The organism is Pseudomonadota bacterium (assembly GCA_018817425.1).
Taxonomy (GTDB): Bacteria; Desulfobacterota; Desulfobacteria; order Desulfobacterales; family RPRI01; genus RPRI01.
This window is the reverse complement of sequence record JAHITX010000123.1, coordinates 24504-40746: the sequence shown is the minus strand read 5'-3', so window position 1 is coordinate 40746 and position 16243 is coordinate 24504. Positions and strand designations below refer to the sequence as shown.

Here is a 16243-nt window from a genome sequence, read left to right as displayed (position 1 = left end):
TCCTACAACAAAAAGGATTCAATACTGCTGATATCAAGTATATTCATGTTAATCCCCAATTCATTCACTCCGATACCCATAGCAAGTCCGAGAAGCTGTGGGTATACGATGCTTAAAAGGCATTTGTCCATATCACTTGAAGCTGTCATCATTTTTTGAACCCTGCCGAATTGCATCTGACAAAACGGACAGGCAACACACAGATAGTCAGCGCCGGCCCGTTTACCATCAGCAAGTTTTTTCCTGGTTAAATCCATGGAAAGACTGTTATTAACACCTATAAGCGGAGAACCGCAGCATTCAAGCTTTAACGGCCAGTCGATGCTTTGGGCGCCTGTGGCGGTTACCAGTTCGTCAAACAAAACGGGGGCAACCGGATCATCAAACTCTGTGACATCACTGGGTCTTAAGGCATGACATCCGTAATGAGGTGCAATTTTAATGCTTTTAAATGTTCTGGTTACTTTCTCTTTCAGGGCATTTACACCGATGTCATGATAAAGAACGGAAAGAAAATGCTTTATTTTAACCGTTCCCGAATAATTTAAGCCTTCTTCGGCCAGAAACACATTAACTTCTTCTTTAAGTTCAGGCTGCTGCTTCATCAGGTGTAAGGCTTTTTTCAGGCTGCCGAAACAGCATTTGCAAAGCACCATCATATCCAAACCCTGTTTTTCAGCTAAAGCAAGGTTCCTGGCGGCCATCAGCACAAAAGTCCTGTTGTCTGTATTTCGCATAGGATTGCCGCAGCATTTGAATTCACGAATATCAACAACTTCAACGCCGAGTTTACCCAGCACAGCTCTAGCGGAGAGTTCATACTGCTGAACTCTGACAGGAATATTACATCCAATAAATAATGCAAATTTCATCATCGAATCCTTATTTGCCGGCACGTTTCTCAGAAACGGTTCCGTCTGAAGAACGGTTTGCCTCTTTTACGGCAAGGTTTTTAAGCTCATAAAATATATCCGTCACTTTCACACCCTGGGGACAGTGCTCCTGACACTGATAGCAGGTTAAACAATACCACAGCATTCTTGAACCCAACGCCAGGTCTTTGAGACCAAAAACTAAGGAACGTATTATCTGATGGGGCAGCAGATCAAGGTGATTTTGCGGATCTTTGTAATTTTCGACCACAGGGCAAACCGTCGAACAATTTTCACATGTAAAACAATAAGAATAGGTGCCGGCGCGTACGGAAAGGCCGGCTGTTTTATTAAATTCTTTGTTTTCAGATATCAATGGGATGACTTCTTCGGTTTTGTTTAGAAGATCAAACTGATCTGTTAAAGCTTTTTGCGCTTTCTCTAACGGCATATCATACTGTTTTGGATCAAGTTCCTGCTGCTTAAGCCCCCGGCAATAAGAAAAAGGCGTCAGCATCAGAGGAACACTATGACCGCGTTGAATCATTTCTTCTCTGACGTTATACCACAGATCCCGCAGATTAATGCCTGCGGGACAAACAACCGTACAACGATCACAATTGGTGCAAAGATATATGCCCTGTTGAATAGCTGCAAGACCCCGTGCGCCGATATCCTTTCGGGTAATATAGTTCTTCAGAAACACCATTCTTTCAGAAGGCAGTATATTTTCATTTCCTATACTGTCAAAAGCAACCGCAACAGAACACCGGTAACTGCATGTTCCGCAATGCATGCATGCATCCAGTTCCATTACCTGGCGGGTCATGATATTGGCCGGATCGGAATTATTATCCATGACGGCATTTGCCAGCAGGCTTACCGGGGTAGTAAATATATGGAACATTTTGCTGAACGGCAGATAAGCAAGCCCAAAAAAACATGCAAGAATATGTATATACCAGATCTTCTGATAGTGGTTATACGATGTGAGTTTGGTAGATTCCAATGTGATGCCGGTAAGCAGTACGATTGACAATATAATGATGACATAGTAATCCATGCCATTGGTTTTAAGGCGCGGTACTTTCAAAACAAAACGTCGAAAAATAGCGATTGCTATACCTGAAATCAACATAAATCCGAAAAAAAGCAAAAAGGGGTTGAGCGCCAGATAATACTTGTCAAAAAGCGATGTCTTTATGATTCTATCAAGAGCATGCATAAACAGCAGAAACATAAAACCGGTATAAATGAGCATATGCATGATCCAGCGAAGCTTGTCTTCTTTTAGTATCCGCATCTGAAAAAGCACATCCACGACAAAAGCCCTGATCAGCGTCAAAAGCTTTTGACTGAATATGACAGATAATAGCCCTTTCAAAGCAGTCGTAAATCTTTCCGATGCCGTAATAGTTTGGCTATTGATTCCGATACTGAAACGAAACCAGCTGCAAATTTTATAAATCAGACCGATTCCAAAGACTGTAAGAGAAATATACAGCACAATATTGTAAAACATATGTCAGATTCCCTTTATGGTTTCTTTTTTTTCTCGTCATCTTTTCCGGTCAGAAAATTCCAGAACAAAGCAATGCCGATCAGGGCAGCAATCATCAGAAGATAGCTAACTCCTTTGGTATGTGTATAAAAATCCTGATAGGTATAAAATATAGTTTCCATAAAATTCCTGCCTTTCTACATAGTATTAGTGCTTATCTTTGTAATCCGGATGTTCATAAAAAACAGGCATTCTTGTTACGATAAATCTGAAAACAACAATACCGACAGTTACTACAAAAACAGAAATAGCTATTTCCATCCAGCTTGGAAAATATCTTTGGCTGGAAGGAAGCTGCCAGTTAAATGCTATAAGAGAAACATTAAGACGGTTGATAACAACGCCAAGCACCGTCCATACAGCAGTCCATTTAATAAGTGTTAAATCTTTATTGCGAACTCCAACTGCATATAAAAATGACGGCAAAGCAACAAACCCCAACAATTCGACAAGAAACCAGAGTCCATACGAGGTTCCAAGCAGATTCCAGTTGTTTCCTCCGGCTATCCCGATAATCTTTATCATAAAATAACCTGCAAGAACCAAAGACGCTGCTTTACCAAAGCCCAGCGTCACGCCTTCATTTTCTTTGATATGCACTTCGTCCATTTTGTCCGCAAAATAATGATGCGAAAGAGTACTTTCAAATATAACCATGGATAATCCGGCTATAATGCTTGATATGAAAAAAAAGGTCGGCAGATAGGGAGAATACCACAGAGGATGAAGCTTTGAAGGCGCAATAAGAAAAATTGCGCCAAGAGATGACTGATGTAATGTGGAAATTATAACGCCTAATACAGTCAGAACCATAGTCAGCTTTACGGCAAGTTCTCTTACTTTTTTCAAACCAAGCCATTCCAGCGGAGCAGGCATAAATTCGAGAAATAAAACGGTCAGATATAAAGCAACGCATGCAGCCACTTCAAACAAAAATGAAGTTGTTCCCTGATAAATAAAGGGATATGGAAGGCGCCAGGGTATGCCCACATCATAGTTAAGAGCTACAACTACGAGCGCATAACCGAGAAACCCCGTAAGCACCGCAGGTCTTACCGCAGAATGGTATTTTTTCATTCCGAAAATATACACGGCTGCCGATGTTACATATCCTCCTGCCGCAAGGGCAACACCTACAAGCAGATCAAAGCCGATCCATATCCCCCATGGATTATTATCGGAAAGATTTGTAACTGCTCCCAATCCGCGGGTAAACCTTAAGATGGTGATTACAATACCTATTATGATGATAGTACCGGATATGACATTAAAGGGTGTAAACCATGTTTTGGCATCATTAGCAGCTTTGTCAGACATCAGATATCCTCCTTGTCTCGGGACCGGGCAGCCTCTTCAAGAGCTTTCCTGACCTCTTTTCTAACGGCAGCCTCTTGTTCTTTCCGAGCCTTTGCCAGGGCTTGGGCCAGTTCTGAATCAGCCTTATCCGAAACAGCCCGGACGGCATCTTCAATCTCCTGCTGCGAAATACTTTCTTTGCGTTTTGATATGGCGTATATTCCCATCAAAAGCACAGGCCATAAGCCGGCAACAACAGGAACAGCCGCAAGAGCTCCGGAAGTCAACTCGGGAGCAGGCGTAACACCGAGGTCTTCACGCATCCCGATATCTGAAAAGGCTACGCCTGAAATATACAGCCAGTTTGTGCCACCCATTTCGGTCTCGCCATATATATGATTAATATATCTGTCCGGGTATTTTCGGATACGTTCACGCGCTATCATAAGCAAATCCTCCCGTTTCCCAAAAGTCAGTGCTTCAACCGGACAGGCTTCGACACATCCGGGAAGTTGCCCCTTGGATATCCTGGGATAGCACATGGTGCATTTCATTACACGCGGCTCAAGCGCTTTATTGTATTCATATGCCGGAATCTCAAAAGGGCAGGCTATCATGCAATAACGGCATCCCACGCACACGTTGGGATCATAGGTAACAGCGCCTGTTGGCGTTTTTTTGAAAGCCCTGACAAAACATACGGATGCACAGGCAGGCTCAAGGCAATGATTACACTGATTTTTTCTGAAAACCGGTTCTTTTTTACCAGCAACATCATATCTATTAACCACTGTGTATGCCTTTGAGGTTGTTCTCCTTTTTTCATCCAAAACGCTAATATCCGTAAATGCTTTATCGGGAACAGGAAGATCATTTACCTTGTTGCAGGCCGCCTCGCAACTCCGGCATCCGACACATCGGCTAATGTCATGCAACACACCGAAACTCCCGGGATAGCCCTCAAAATGTTTATTGCCGGAAGCAAGAGCCGATTTGCCCACAGTAGAACCTATACCTGCCGCACCAATCCAGCCCAGAAACTTCCTTCGTGATATCGACATATTAAACACCTCAACTTACATTTTATCTTTAATTTTTTTATGACAATCAGTACACCCGGCAGGTTTTTTGATATCCATCTCTTTATGGCAACCTATGCACTGCAGATGATATGCACCCATTATTCCGGGTTTTAATGGATTCTTTTCATCAAAGGCTTTGCCATGACAATTTCCGCATTGAGGCGGCTTCTTGGAAACAGGGCTGTTATGATGACATCCCTGGCAAATTGTTCCTTCCTGGCTGTGAAAATATCCTGCAAGTTTGTTATCTTTGATATTGCTTACAAGAGTATTAATAATCTTGCGATGCGGAAAATCAACCGCCTCATACTTGTTGGAAAGATTCTTTATAATAACTTTTTCCGGAATATCGTTTTCATTATAAGTGCCGGTAACAGGGGTTCTTGAAAGTAGCTTTGCAGTTGCCAACATTTTTTCGTCGTCCGGTTTTAATAATTTTTTCTTTTCAGACACCGGTACCATATGACACTGAAGGCATAACTCATCTTCTGTCCTGCTTGTCTTTCCCATGAAGGCATGGCAACCTGCACAGTTTTCATCATCCTGCTTTAAAACATGGCAACCCTGACAGCTTCTGCCTGTGTTAACCTGGTGCATGGCTTTTTCAAGATTTACCTCTTTGCCCTCTTTTATTCCGGCAAGAGTATGGCATTCATTACACGGCTTGAGGCTTTCATGATGACAGATCCTGCAGGAATCGTTATAGGACTCATGAGCCTTATGATCAAAAGGAACAAAATTCATCCTGTTTAAGCTCATGGTATCGACACCGCTGCCTTTTTTGGCGGTCTTGAGCAAAGCAATATCAGGCTGTTTCATATCCATTCGAGGAACCGGAGATATTTTTTTAATTTTTTGTTGTGCTTCACGATCATGGCACCCCAAACAGTTTACAGGACCGGCAGCTATCTTTTTGGAAAGATTTTTCCTGTGGCAATCTATGCAGGCAATATGTGAAGCCAGGCGCATTGAAATCAAATTATCTTTTGTTTCAGTCTGATGGCAATACCGGCAAGTTCCTTCTTTACCTTTTGCATAAAAAAGTTTTTTTGCCTTTTCGTCATATTCATGATGGCACCGTTCGCATTTTTTATCCTGCACCTCCGAATGACGGAAATGAAGGGATTTATCAAAGCCCATCGGCTGTCCGGAAGATGAATATAGTGTTTTTTCCTTATGGCAGCCATCGCATTCAACCGGCCCGGCTTTCTCCCCTGCTGCTTTCATTTCTCCATGACAGGAAATGCATCCTTTATGATAAATATTCATCACCTCTATCCTGTCAGTATCCTTGATTCGCTTAAATTTGAGAAAAATCCGGTCATTATCGGTTAAATGGCAGGCTGTACAATCCATTTTCTTTTTGGCCAGGGCTTCGGTATGAGCGTTGTGAAGAAATTCAACAGGCGGTTTTTCAAGTCTGCCAAAAGCAGTCATTTTATCGATTTGAATTACATCTGACCTTGACCGGGATGAAACATCTGAAATCTGCCCTGACCCAAGGATGCGGGTGCTGTATATAAAAACAATGGAAACCGCTAAAATACAGACAAAACCCAGCAGATATTTCCCCTTATTCATATTCCGCCACTCCTTAAAAATATTAGTTTTAAATAATTCAAACAATATGTAAATTAACAACTAAAACATGAGCCTTTACCAAAAGACAATATAAGGGGAAAATTTGCCTTAAGTCAATGACATCGGAACAGTTATTTTAAAAAACACCCCCGATGCCACTGATCATGGCAGAAAGATCAGCCGGTCAGAATCGGCAGAAAAACAGAAAAAGTGCTGCCTTCTCCTTCCTGACTTTCGATTTTGATACGACCCTGGTGGGATTCCAAAATACTTTTGACGATTACCAGGCCCAGACCTGTGCCGTTAATATACCTGGTTTTTTTATCTTTTACTCTGTAAAACCGATCAAAAATCCGGTGTTGATCTTCAGCGCTGATACCCATGCCGGTGTCTTTTACCCGAATATGCAGATAGTCGTTGGCGATAGATGCTGAAACCGTGATCCGACAGCCGCCGGGGCTGTACTTAATCGCATTTGTAATAAGGTTGGACAGAACTTCTTCCATGTTCCGACGGTTCGCCAGTACAGGCGGCAGCTCTTCAGGAATATCTATATCCATCTCGATGGATGCGGATGCAGCCAAGGGGAGATAAAAAGTGATCTGATCCCGGATAACGTCTGCCATACCAACGGACTCCCGCTCCAGGGTGATCAAGCCGGACTCGATCCGCGCCAGGTCAAGCAGTTCGGTTGTCATATTGGATAGGTTTTCAATTTTCATATGAGCCCGTGTTAAAATGTCCCGCTGCTTTTCGGTCAGTTCCCCTGCCAGTCCGTCCAGAATGACCTGAATCTGCATCAATACCGAGTTCATCGGGCTTCTAATCTCATGGCTCACCATGGACACAAATTCCGATTTCATACGGTCCATTTTTTTGAGCGTGGTGATGTCGTGCAGTACGGTAATGACGCCTATGTTTCTGCCGGTGCGATCCCGAAATGGGGCGCACCGGACATTCAGGATCATCTCTTCGGACTTTCTATCACCATAAACCGGGATTTCTTCTGCCAATTCCATGGATTTTGAATCGTTCATGTTAAGCGTTTCCTGAATCATCTCCCGAATCCTTGAAATGTTGATGAATTCGTTCGTACACCTCCCGATCACCGATTCGGCAGCGCATCCAACCATCCGTAAAAATGCCGGATTGGCCAGCACAACCTGATGCTCGTGATTGGTGCACATCACGCCGTCCGAAATCCGGTTCACAAGGGTTCGAAGCCGTGAACGGGAATCTGAAATATCACGAAGAGTTTGTGTATAATAGATAGCTTTGGCAATGGTGGCACGAAGATGTTCCGGAGTAAAAGGTTTAGGGATAAAATCAAACGCCCCTTTTTTCATGGCATCAAGCGAGTGCTCCAGCGTTGCATATCCGGTAATTACAATTATCACGGTGTCCGGATGTAAAGCCTTAACCTTGGCCAATACATCAAAGCCGGACATCTCCGGCATCATCAGATCCAGAAGAATTATATCGAAATGTCGGTCCCGTATCAATTCAAGACCTTCTGCACCGGTAGCAGCAACACATACTCCGTACCCACAATCTTCCAGAACCAGCTTGCATGCATCCCGGATTCTGACCTCGTCATCCACAACCAGGATTCCGGGTGTATAATTTGTTTGAACTAGTGCTTCAGTTGTCATTCCAATCCTTATGCTTTCTACTTTTTATCCAATCGACATCAATTCCATTGAATCCGTGTCCAGCGGCAACTCCACCAGAAAGGTAGTTCCTCCGGGACCGGTTTCTTTGATGACGATGTCACCTTTGTTGTCTTTAATAATGCCATACGCGGTGCTCAGTCCCAAACCGGTTCCCTTACCAGGGTCTTTGGTCGTAAAAAACGGATCAAATATCCGTAAACGATCTTCAGCCGGAATGCCGCACCCGGTATCTGTTATTTCCAGGCATGCTCTTTTCTGATCGTCACTTCGGTATGTTTTCAGCGTCAGAGTTCCGTTTGGATTCATGGCATCAATAGCGTTTATTACAAGATTTATAACAACCTGGCACATTTTGTTCTGGTCCGCCTTAACCATCATACACTCATCAGAAAACTCTTTTTGAGTAGTGAGATTCATAAACAGGCTTTGATCCCGAATCAGGCGAAGGCTTTCTTCTACCATGACATTTATTGAAAAACGTTCCTGCGATGTACCGGATTGACGGCTGTAGGCCAAAAGATTCTTCACGATCTCCCGGCATCGTTCCGCGTCCTCCAGAATATAGGTGATGTTTGACTGTAACGGGTGATCCGGTTCCATCTTTTCCTTCATCAGGTTGCCGTACATCAGGATGCCGGTTAAAGGGTTGTTGATTTCATGCGCAACCCCGGCCGCCAGCCTGCCCAGAGACGCCATTTTTTCGGATTGATCCAACTGGGACTGGGCGTCCTGCAGGGCCAATCGTTCCCGGATATCATTGTAAATCCCCATGGTCGCTGTTTCAGTATTGTCTCCTTCATAAATAATTGCCCCGGTCATTTCCACAGGAACAGCTTCTCCCCTGGCTGTCAGGATGTGGACATGGGTTGCCGGGAGTTTTCCGCGTCCCCCGTAATCATCATCCCGCAGTTTCTTCATAATTTCCCGGGCTACTCCCTGAGGGTACAAATCGACGACGCTGATATTTGCGGTATGATCGAAGTCATAGCCGAACAGTTCCTCAGCAGCTTCATTCATCAGCAGAATACGTCCAGACCGGTCCGCAGACAATATCGCACTGGCTGAGCTTTGAACGAGCCGGTTCATGAATACCCGAATGTCGTGTAGAACATTTTCCAGCGCCTTGGTCCGGGTCACATCCCGAATCGACTCTATCACATATATAACATTTCCGGCATCGTCCAGAATGGGGGAAAAGACCCGATCCTCCCAATACTTGCTACCATTTTGCCTCTCAATCTGTCTCAAAACGGAGTGGCCCACACCCTCGGCAATGGTTTTATCCAGGGGGCACGTTTCCTGGTGGCAAGGAAGATCAGGATCATCAAATAAATTGCGAAAAATTTCCTTGCAGGATTTTCCAACGACTTGGGATTTTAAAATATGATATTTTTCAAGCAGTTTCTGATTGACTGATACAACAGTGCCGTTACAGTCCATAATCAGGGTAGGGAAAGACAGTGAGTCAAAGACCCGTGGTCTCCAGTCAATTTTCTGTGGCAGTTTCAAATTCACTTTTTGGGTTCACTTTTGCCGGTTTTTGGTGTGCTGAACGCTTGTCCGAGGGCATTTTTGGCTTCGCGTGCCTTTCCTGCGGGGGTGATCAGATATACCGATGCACCGGTGCAGACAGCGGCAATAAGAGGCACTTTGCGTTCAGCCAGAACTGTTATTGCCGCATTCACAATGCCGTAGCGGTCCCCGTAATGCGGGCCCTGAAAATAAACTAGTTCCACCGGATTATCAATCCGCAGTCCTGAAAAGACACCGTCAGAATTATCAAGATTTATATCCATAGATTGAGCAGTCTGCATTTTATCCTCAACCGAGTTAATTTTCTCAACCCTTTTAAGGGATCTATCAAAAAGCAGATGAAGACGAAGACCTGACGGCAATGCCGGTCTTGAAAAAATCAATATCAGCGAACCATCTAACCTGGATGCGATTTTAGTCAGCCAGCTCTCTTTATCACAGATCCGGTTAAATTCCAAATCGAAAGAGATCAAACTCAGTCCGGTGCGTTCGGTTATATCGTAAGTCTTTATAATGGGTTCCCAGTAAACTGCAAAAGTTTCCATCAGATTTGCTTTACCCTGAATTCAGGCCGAAACGGCGCATGGTTTTCCGGCAGCGATACAATACGGCTAACAGCGGAAACCGCATTGTCGAGCTGGCGGTAATCGGTGGTTAGTGTCAGAGCCGAATGGGAGGATGCGATGCCATAAACCGGCAATCCATCCTGAACCATGGCAGATAAGATTTTTTCGATGAGCAAAAGCCTGGACTGATGAGGGAAAATTGTTATCGCACCGACCGGTGAAAGCATGTCGATGGCGGCTGCAAGCGGCAAAAGCGCGCGTTCGGCCAGCGCACGGTCTTCGGCTAAAATACAGCCGATTCCCGTCAGTTGATCATCCGTGGCATCCAGGGACACAATCGTTACATTGATCTTATGTTCAGCCAGACGGCTGAACATCTCATTTACGGAAAAATCAGAGTTCGGAAGCAGACGAATCTGGACCAGCTCCGAACTCAGTTTAAGGCCGCCAATGGGCAATTTGGATAGGGTCGGATTCATTGCTTAAGAAAGATAATCCCTGACAATTTCCATCAGCTTTTCCAGATCGACCGGTTTTGGGATATAGTCATCAGCCAGTGTGCTTTTACCTTCCCAGTGGGTATAGCTGGTGGAAGTCACAGCCTCAGCCACTGCGGTAAGCAGAAGGATAACAATGCCTTTGGTTTCTTCGGATTTCTTCAGCTCTTCGCAAAGTTGATAACCGGTTTTTCTCGGCATCATGACATCGAGAATGATTAAAGCCGGCCGATCTTTTTTGATCTGATCCATTGCTTCCACACCATCATAGGCTTTTGCCACCCGGAAATTTTCGCTTTCCAGCTTCATAGCCAGGGATTCGACCAGATCCGGATCATCGTCCACTACAAGAATAAGTTTTTTGTCACTCATGTTTTTATCTCCGTTTTATAATCCAATGTTAAACAGTATTAAAAAGATATGATTTTCAATTATCCGTAACTTTGTTTGAAGTTCGGATACTTCTTAAACCCCAATATCCGGGCGGGGATAAAGCCCTGCCCGTTCCACAATTTCCGGCACTTTCTGCTCCCATTCGATAGCCATGATATGAAATCCTGCGACACCTTTGACCTGTTTAAGGCGTTCGATGGTTTCCACACAGATTTTAATGCCTTCTTCAGCCTGTTTTTCCTTGGGAACACCGGCCATGCGGTCCACTACTTCCTGAGGAACATCCATGCCCGGCACTTTGTTTTTCATATACCGGGCCATACCTACAGTTTTAATAGGAGTAACACCGGCCAGAATATAAGTTTTTTCGTGGAGGCCGCGGCTTCGAACCCCTTCCATCCATTTCTCAAACTTGTCCAGATTATAAATGCACTGGGTCTGAATAAAATCTGCACCGGCAGCCACTTTTTTGGCCAGACGGGCAACCCGGAGTTCAAAAGGGTCGGCAAAGGGATTAGCAGCCGCACCTATAAACATTTTTGGTGCATTTTCAATATCCGCACCGCCCTGGAATTTTCCTTCATCCCGCATTTTTTTCACCATCTGTACAAACTGGATGGAGTCGATGTCATGAACGCTTGCAGCCATGGGATGATCGCCAAATTTCGGATGATCACCGGAAAGGCAAATCATGTTATTGATGTCATGGGAATACGCTCCGATAATATCGGATTGCATAGCCAGCCGGTTTCGATCACGCGTAACCATCTGAAGAATCGGGTGAAGACCCATCTGCCGTAAAATAACACCGGCTGCAAAGCTGGACATGCGAACCATGGCGGTTTGATTATCCGTGACATTGACCGCATCGACATAACCTCTTAGTAATTCGGCTTTTTGTCGGACCTTTTCCGGCACTGCTCCCCGCGGTGGGCCGCATTCCGATGTTACTGCAAGATTGCCGGATTTTAAAACTTTTTCGAGTACGCTTTCGGTTTTCATTCTGCCAAATCCTCTCTGATAATTTTGCGGGGGCCGGCGCCCCGTCCAGGTCTCCAATCCTTGGCCGGGATGATCCGTTCATACCGGTCTTCCAATCCCAGCGCCTTGAGCCGATCCCAGATCAACTGCCAGGCACAGTCAACGTCCGGGCTGATTTCACATTTCCCGGTCGTGGAACCGCCGCAGGGACCGTTCATCAACTGCTTTGAACACCTGCTGATCGGACAGATGCCTCCGGTAATGCCCAGCAGGCAGTCACCACATCCCTGGCACCGTTCGGCCCACACTCCCTGCCGTTCCGATGCGCCCATAAATTTTGTGTTGATCGCGGGAAACACCGGTTTATCCTTAAACCGGCGGCTTATCTCTTGTACACCGCACCCGCAGGCCATGGACATTATGGCATCCACACCATCGATCATAGGCGTAAGTTCTTCAATATATTCCGGATCACACTGACGTTCCAGGGTGTGCTCCCGAATCTGCAAATTTTTTCCCTGCTTGAGAAATGACATCTGCAACAATGAGGACAGTATGCCGACTTCCTTGCGACCACCGGCAGAACAAACCGTTACGCACTCGTTGCATCCGACCAGCAGAATTTTCTGAAAAGGCCGGATATATTCAATGATTTCCTCCAGGGGTTTAGGTTCCGCTGTAATCATTGTAATGGTAACTCCTTTGATATATGGACCGAGGCCTCGGACAACGGCCGGGTCAAATTTCGGATTGGGTTGGGTCCCAACTTCCGGATTTTTTCAGTGATTTGCCGGGCAATTTCAGCAAAACGCTCCCCCATCCCGGCGGACAGATTGACCATTTCCAGCCTTTGGCCGCCGATGCCGATATCGTCCAGCAATTTTTGGGTATATGCCACCCGTTTGGCTGCCCGGACATTACCGTTTTTAAAATGACAGTCTCCTTCCAGGCATCCTGCCACATAGACGCCATCAGCGCCGCCTTCAAATGCCTTCAGAATATGGATCGTATCCACTTTTCCGGAGCACGGAACGCGGACTATTTTAACATTGGCCGGATAACATAATCGCAGACTTCCGGCCATGTCCGCAGCAGTATATGCGCAATAATGACAGCAAAATGCTATAATAACCGGTTCAAATTTTTCCATTATGCCACCATCCTTTCCAGCAATCCGTATATTTTTGCCAGAATCTGGTCATCTTCAAACTGCATTAATTGAATAGCCTTGGCCGGACATTCAGAGGCGCACACGCCGCAGCCATGACATTTGGACGGATCAATTTCCGAATAGCCGTCCGCATTGATAAATGGAACCCCAAACGGACAGGCCCGTACGCAAACAAGACAGGCCGCACATTTTTTGGAATCGACCCGGGCAATAGCTGCTCCGATGCTGATGCTGTCACGGCTGAGAAGTGTCTGGGCTCTGGCAGCCGAAGCCTCAGCCTGAGCAATACTTTCCCTGATAGACCGTGGAGAATGCGCGGTTCCGGCCATGAAAAACCCGGGCTTGGAAAAATCAACGGGCCGCAGCTTGATATGGTCTTCCAGATAATACCCATCCGGGGTTCGGGGAATTTTAAAAATTGCTGCCAGATCTTCGCTTGATTCATCATCACTGATAAAGCCGGTGCTCAGCAGCAATACATCAGCAGTCACCTCAATACGGCGCCCCAGTATCGGGTCGGTAAAGGCGACTTCCACGAGTTTTTCCGCTTCTCTGACTTCGGGAGGTTGGGCTGCTTCATACCGGACAAAGATAACACCACGCTCCCTGGCGGTCTGATAATAGTCTTCCTGAAATCCGTAGGTTCGCATATCCCTATACAGAATGAAAATACGTGCTTCGGGATTGATATCCAGAATCCTGAGAGCATTTTTGATAGCTGTCTGGCAGCAGATCCTGGAGCAGTTGGGGTTATCCGGCAGTCGGGAGCCCACACACTGAATCATAACCACATTGTTCCAGTCGGACACCTTAGCAGGCATGTCCTCCAGCAGCGCATCAGCATCCAGCTGGGTCATTACTGCCGCATGACGGCCGAGCAAATATCCTTCCGGACGGTTGGGCAGCGCGCCTGTTGCCAGAATCGTTATGCCATGGCTGATCTGCCGGTAAAACATCCGGGCTCCGACCTGCATTCCGGTTTTAAACATACCCGGCATGCCGCTGTGATCAACGATAAATGCATTAAGTATCACCTGAATATTGGGATGGGACAAAGTTTTTTGAATCAGATCCTGAATAAATAGCTGAACATCTTTGCCGTCCAGGGTTTTTCGTACAAGATTGGCTACGCCTCCAAGCATGGAATGCCGCTCTGCCAGAAAAACCTTAAATCCTTGATCGGCCAATCTCATAGATGCGCTCATGCCCGCTACGCCTCCGCCCACGACCAGAATATCCCGGTTGACTGGCAAGCGGTTATCCGCAAGGGCCCTGGCCTTTTTCACCGACTGAACCGATGCCCATATCAACTGCCTGGCCTTGGCAGTGGCTTCTTTTGGCATATCCTTATGAACCCATGTATCCTGATCCCGAAGGTTGGTGATTTCCAGCAGGTATTTATTCAGCCCGCTGCGCCGAAGCAAATCCTGAAACCGCGTTTCGTGCGTTCGGGGCGAACATCCGCCGATTACCACCCGATTGAGTTTGTATCTGACAATCGCCTCCTCGATATGCTTCATGGATTCACGGCTGCACCCGTGTCCTACACCCTCCGCAATGGCAACTCCCGGAAGCTTTGCGGCAAATGCCCCCAGTTCGGAAACATCAATCACGCCGCCGATATTTTCTCCACAGTCGCAGATAAACACTCCTACCCGTGGATCTTCTTCGGTCACATTTCTTTCGGAAACAAATTCGCTGTCGCCCTCGGAGATTGCCGCTGCTGCCGGAACATGAGTTGCGGCCATGCAGGCTGAGGCGCTGGCCTGAATCATGGTTTCAGGAATATCCTTAGGACCTTCAAACATACCACAGACATAAACACCGCTTCGGGATGTGACAACCGGATCGAAACCGTCGGTTTGCGCGAATCCGTGTCCATTCAGCTCGATTCCAAGGCAAGTGGCAGTCTGCCGGAGGTCATTTGTTATCCGAAAGCCGGTGGACAGAACCACCATATCAAACAACTCTTCCTTAAGCGTGCTGGAATCCTCAGTCGCAAAGGTGATGCTGAGCTGATCCTGTCCGTTTTTTCGGAATACGCTGTGCGGACGGCTTCGAACAAACCGCACACCGGATGTGTTACGGCTGCGGTCATAATAGCGTTCATAGTCCTTGCCGAAAGTTCGGATGTCCATATAAAATATCGCAGTATCAATACTGTCTTCAAAGCGCTCTTTGGTCACCATGGCCTCTTTAAGTGCAAACATGCAGCAAACGCCTGAGCAATAGGACACGGCGCCTTTTTGAAGCCCCCGGGATCCCACACACTGAATCCAGGCGATTTTAGCTGGAATCCGGCCGTCTGAAGGACAGACCAGCTTGCCCTGAGTAGGCCCGGAAGCCGACAGAATGCGTTCGTATTCCAGGCTTGTCACTACATCGGGATCATGGCCATAACTGAAACTGTCTAATCCGGCCGGATCAAATATTTCTGCGCCCTGTGCAAGTACTACTGACGCCACCTGGAGCCTGACTTCACGTTCCGGATCATCAGCAAGAATGGCGCCTGCCGGACAGCATGCAATAACTGCCTGAGGATTGGAACAACGGCTCATGTTAATAGAAAATGCCTGGGGGGTGGCCTGGGGATAGCGCATACAGGTTGGTGCCCGATGATCAAGGCCCGGATTGAAATCCACACACTCAGGAAACTGCTTGCGGCATTCCCCGCAGGCGGTGCATCTATCCATGTCGATATGACGGGGAGATGTTACCAGTGTTGCGGTAAAATTTCCGGGCTCACCGTCCAGGCTTACGATTTTTGTCAGGGTCATCAATTGAATATACTGGTTTCGACTGCTCTCTGACAGAGTCGGAGAGAGGGTGCAAAGGTCGCAGTTATTGGTCGGAAAAGTCCGGTCCAGAAGCGTCATCAGTCCTCCGATAGCATTTGCCTTATCGATCAGAACTACATTTTTCCGAGCTTCAGCCAGATCCAGCGCCGTGCGAATACCCCCGACCCCGCCGCCGATCACCAGAACCCTGTCAATAGTTTGAATTGGGTCTGTTTTTTTCATATTTCTCTTTTTCTTTT

General features: G+C 46.3%; 15 protein-coding genes. All 15 read right to left on the bottom strand.

Annotated features, from left to right (window positions below; genetic code table 11):
* Positions 1–2: 2 nt before the first annotated feature.
* Positions 3–872, bottom strand: a complete 870-nt coding sequence (locus tag KKC46_20465) for a CoB--CoM heterodisulfide reductase iron-sulfur subunit B family protein (GenBank protein ID MBU1056174.1) — start codon at positions 870–872, stop codon at positions 3–5.
* Between the two features lie 10 nt (positions 873–882).
* A complete protein-coding gene (locus KKC46_20460) occupies positions 883–2394 on the bottom strand; it encodes a 4Fe-4S dicluster domain-containing protein (protein ID MBU1056173.1) in 1512 nt (503 codons plus the stop codon).
* A 14-nt stretch (positions 2395–2408) separates the two neighbouring features.
* Positions 2409–2555 carry a hypothetical protein gene (locus KKC46_20455; GenBank protein MBU1056172.1) on the bottom strand — a complete coding sequence of 49 codons (147 nt, stop codon included), beginning with the start codon at positions 2553–2555 and terminating at the stop codon, positions 2409–2411.
* 25 nt (positions 2556–2580) lie between these two features.
* On the bottom strand, positions 2581–3750 hold the full coding sequence (hybB, locus tag KKC46_20450; GenBank protein ID MBU1056171.1) for a Ni/Fe-hydrogenase cytochrome b subunit: 1170 nt from the start codon (positions 3748–3750) through the stop codon (positions 2581–2583).
* Positions 3750–4784, bottom strand: a complete 1035-nt coding sequence (locus tag KKC46_20445) for a 4Fe-4S dicluster domain-containing protein (GenBank protein MBU1056170.1) — start codon at positions 4782–4784, stop codon at positions 3750–3752. Before KKC46_20445 ends, hybB begins: the two co-directional genes overlap by 1 nt.
* A gap of 21 nt (positions 4785–4805) precedes the next feature.
* Positions 4806–6392 (bottom strand): cytochrome C, encoded by a 1587-nt coding sequence (locus tag KKC46_20440; GenBank protein MBU1056169.1) that lies wholly within the window; start codon positions 6390–6392, stop codon positions 4806–4808.
* Between the two features lie 176 nt (positions 6393–6568).
* The gene (locus KKC46_20435; protein MBU1056168.1) at positions 6569–8044 is read right to left on the bottom strand and encodes a response regulator; all 1476 of its coding nucleotides are present in this window, start codon (positions 8042–8044) and stop codon (positions 6569–6571) included.
* A gap of 24 nt (positions 8045–8068) precedes the next feature.
* The gene (locus KKC46_20430; protein MBU1056167.1) at positions 8069–9505 is read right to left on the bottom strand and encodes a PAS domain S-box protein; all 1437 of its coding nucleotides are present in this window, start codon (positions 9503–9505) and stop codon (positions 8069–8071) included.
* 71 nt (positions 9506–9576) lie between these two features.
* On the bottom strand, positions 9577–10143 hold the full coding sequence (locus KKC46_20425) for a hypothetical protein (protein MBU1056166.1): 567 nt from the start codon (positions 10141–10143) through the stop codon (positions 9577–9579).
* On the bottom strand, positions 10143–10643 hold the full coding sequence (locus tag KKC46_20420; protein ID MBU1056165.1) for a hypothetical protein: 501 nt from the start codon (positions 10641–10643) through the stop codon (positions 10143–10145). The genes KKC46_20425 and KKC46_20420 overlap by 1 nt, the downstream gene beginning before the upstream one ends.
* 3 nt (positions 10644–10646) lie before the next feature.
* Positions 10647–11033, bottom strand: coding sequence for a response regulator (locus tag KKC46_20415; GenBank protein ID MBU1056164.1), 387 nt, complete (start codon positions 11031–11033; stop codon positions 10647–10649).
* A 93-nt stretch (positions 11034–11126) separates the two neighbouring features.
* Entirely contained in the window at positions 11127–12056 is a 930-nt protein-coding gene (locus KKC46_20410) for a methylenetetrahydrofolate reductase (protein ID MBU1056163.1), read from the bottom strand.
* Positions 12053–12721: a methylenetetrahydrofolate reductase C-terminal domain-containing protein gene (locus KKC46_20405; GenBank protein ID MBU1056162.1), complete on the bottom strand. Its 669-nt coding sequence runs from the start codon at positions 12719–12721 to the stop codon at positions 12053–12055. Before KKC46_20405 ends, KKC46_20410 begins: the two co-directional genes overlap by 4 nt.
* On the bottom strand, positions 12718–13185 hold the full coding sequence (locus tag KKC46_20400; protein ID MBU1056161.1) for a hydrogenase iron-sulfur subunit: 468 nt from the start codon (positions 13183–13185) through the stop codon (positions 12718–12720). The genes KKC46_20405 and KKC46_20400 overlap by 4 nt, the downstream gene beginning before the upstream one ends.
* Entirely contained in the window at positions 13185–16226 is a 3042-nt protein-coding gene (locus KKC46_20395; protein MBU1056160.1) for an FAD-dependent oxidoreductase, read from the bottom strand. Before KKC46_20395 ends, KKC46_20400 begins: the two co-directional genes overlap by 1 nt.
* Positions 16227–16243: the final 17 nt, after the last annotated feature.

Excerpts from the sequence above, each read along its gene's own strand:
- KKC46_20465 (MBU1056174.1), bottom strand. The coding sequence starts at position 872 with ATGAAATTTGCATTATTTATTGGATGTAATATTCCTGTCAGAGTTCAG.
- KKC46_20460 (MBU1056173.1), bottom strand. The coding sequence starts at position 2,394 with ATGTTTTACAATATTGTGCTGTATATTTCTCTTACAGTCTTTGGAATC.
- KKC46_20455 (MBU1056172.1), bottom strand. The coding sequence starts at position 2,555 with ATGGAAACTATATTTTATACCTATCAGGATTTTTATACACATACCAAA.
- hybB (MBU1056171.1), bottom strand. The coding sequence starts at position 3,750 with ATGTCTGACAAAGCTGCTAATGATGCCAAAACATGGTTTACACCCTTT.
- KKC46_20440 (MBU1056169.1), bottom strand. The coding sequence starts at position 6,392 with ATGAATAAGGGGAAATATCTGCTGGGTTTTGTCTGTATTTTAGCGGTT.
- KKC46_20435 (MBU1056168.1), bottom strand. The coding sequence starts at position 8,044 with ATGACAACTGAAGCACTAGTTCAAACAAATTATACACCCGGAATCCTG.
- KKC46_20430 (MBU1056167.1), bottom strand. The coding sequence starts at position 9,505 with ATGGACTGTAACGGCACTGTTGTATCAGTCAATCAGAAACTGCTTGAA.
- KKC46_20425 (MBU1056166.1), bottom strand. The coding sequence starts at position 10,143 with ATGGAAACTTTTGCAGTTTACTGGGAACCCATTATAAAGACTTACGAT.
- KKC46_20420 (MBU1056165.1), bottom strand. The coding sequence starts at position 10,643 with ATGAATCCGACCCTATCCAAATTGCCCATTGGCGGCCTTAAACTGAGT.
- KKC46_20415 (MBU1056164.1), bottom strand. The coding sequence starts at position 11,033 with ATGAGTGACAAAAAACTTATTCTTGTAGTGGACGATGATCCGGATCTG.
- KKC46_20410 (MBU1056163.1), bottom strand. The coding sequence starts at position 12,056 with ATGAAAACCGAAAGCGTACTCGAAAAAGTTTTAAAATCCGGCAATCTT.
- KKC46_20405 (MBU1056162.1), bottom strand. The coding sequence starts at position 12,721 with ATGATTACAGCGGAACCTAAACCCCTGGAGGAAATCATTGAATATATC.
- KKC46_20400 (MBU1056161.1), bottom strand. The coding sequence starts at position 13,185 with ATGGAAAAATTTGAACCGGTTATTATAGCATTTTGCTGTCATTATTGC.
- KKC46_20395 (MBU1056160.1), bottom strand. The coding sequence starts at position 16,226 with ATGAAAAAAACAGACCCAATTCAAACTATTGACAGGGTTCTGGTGATC.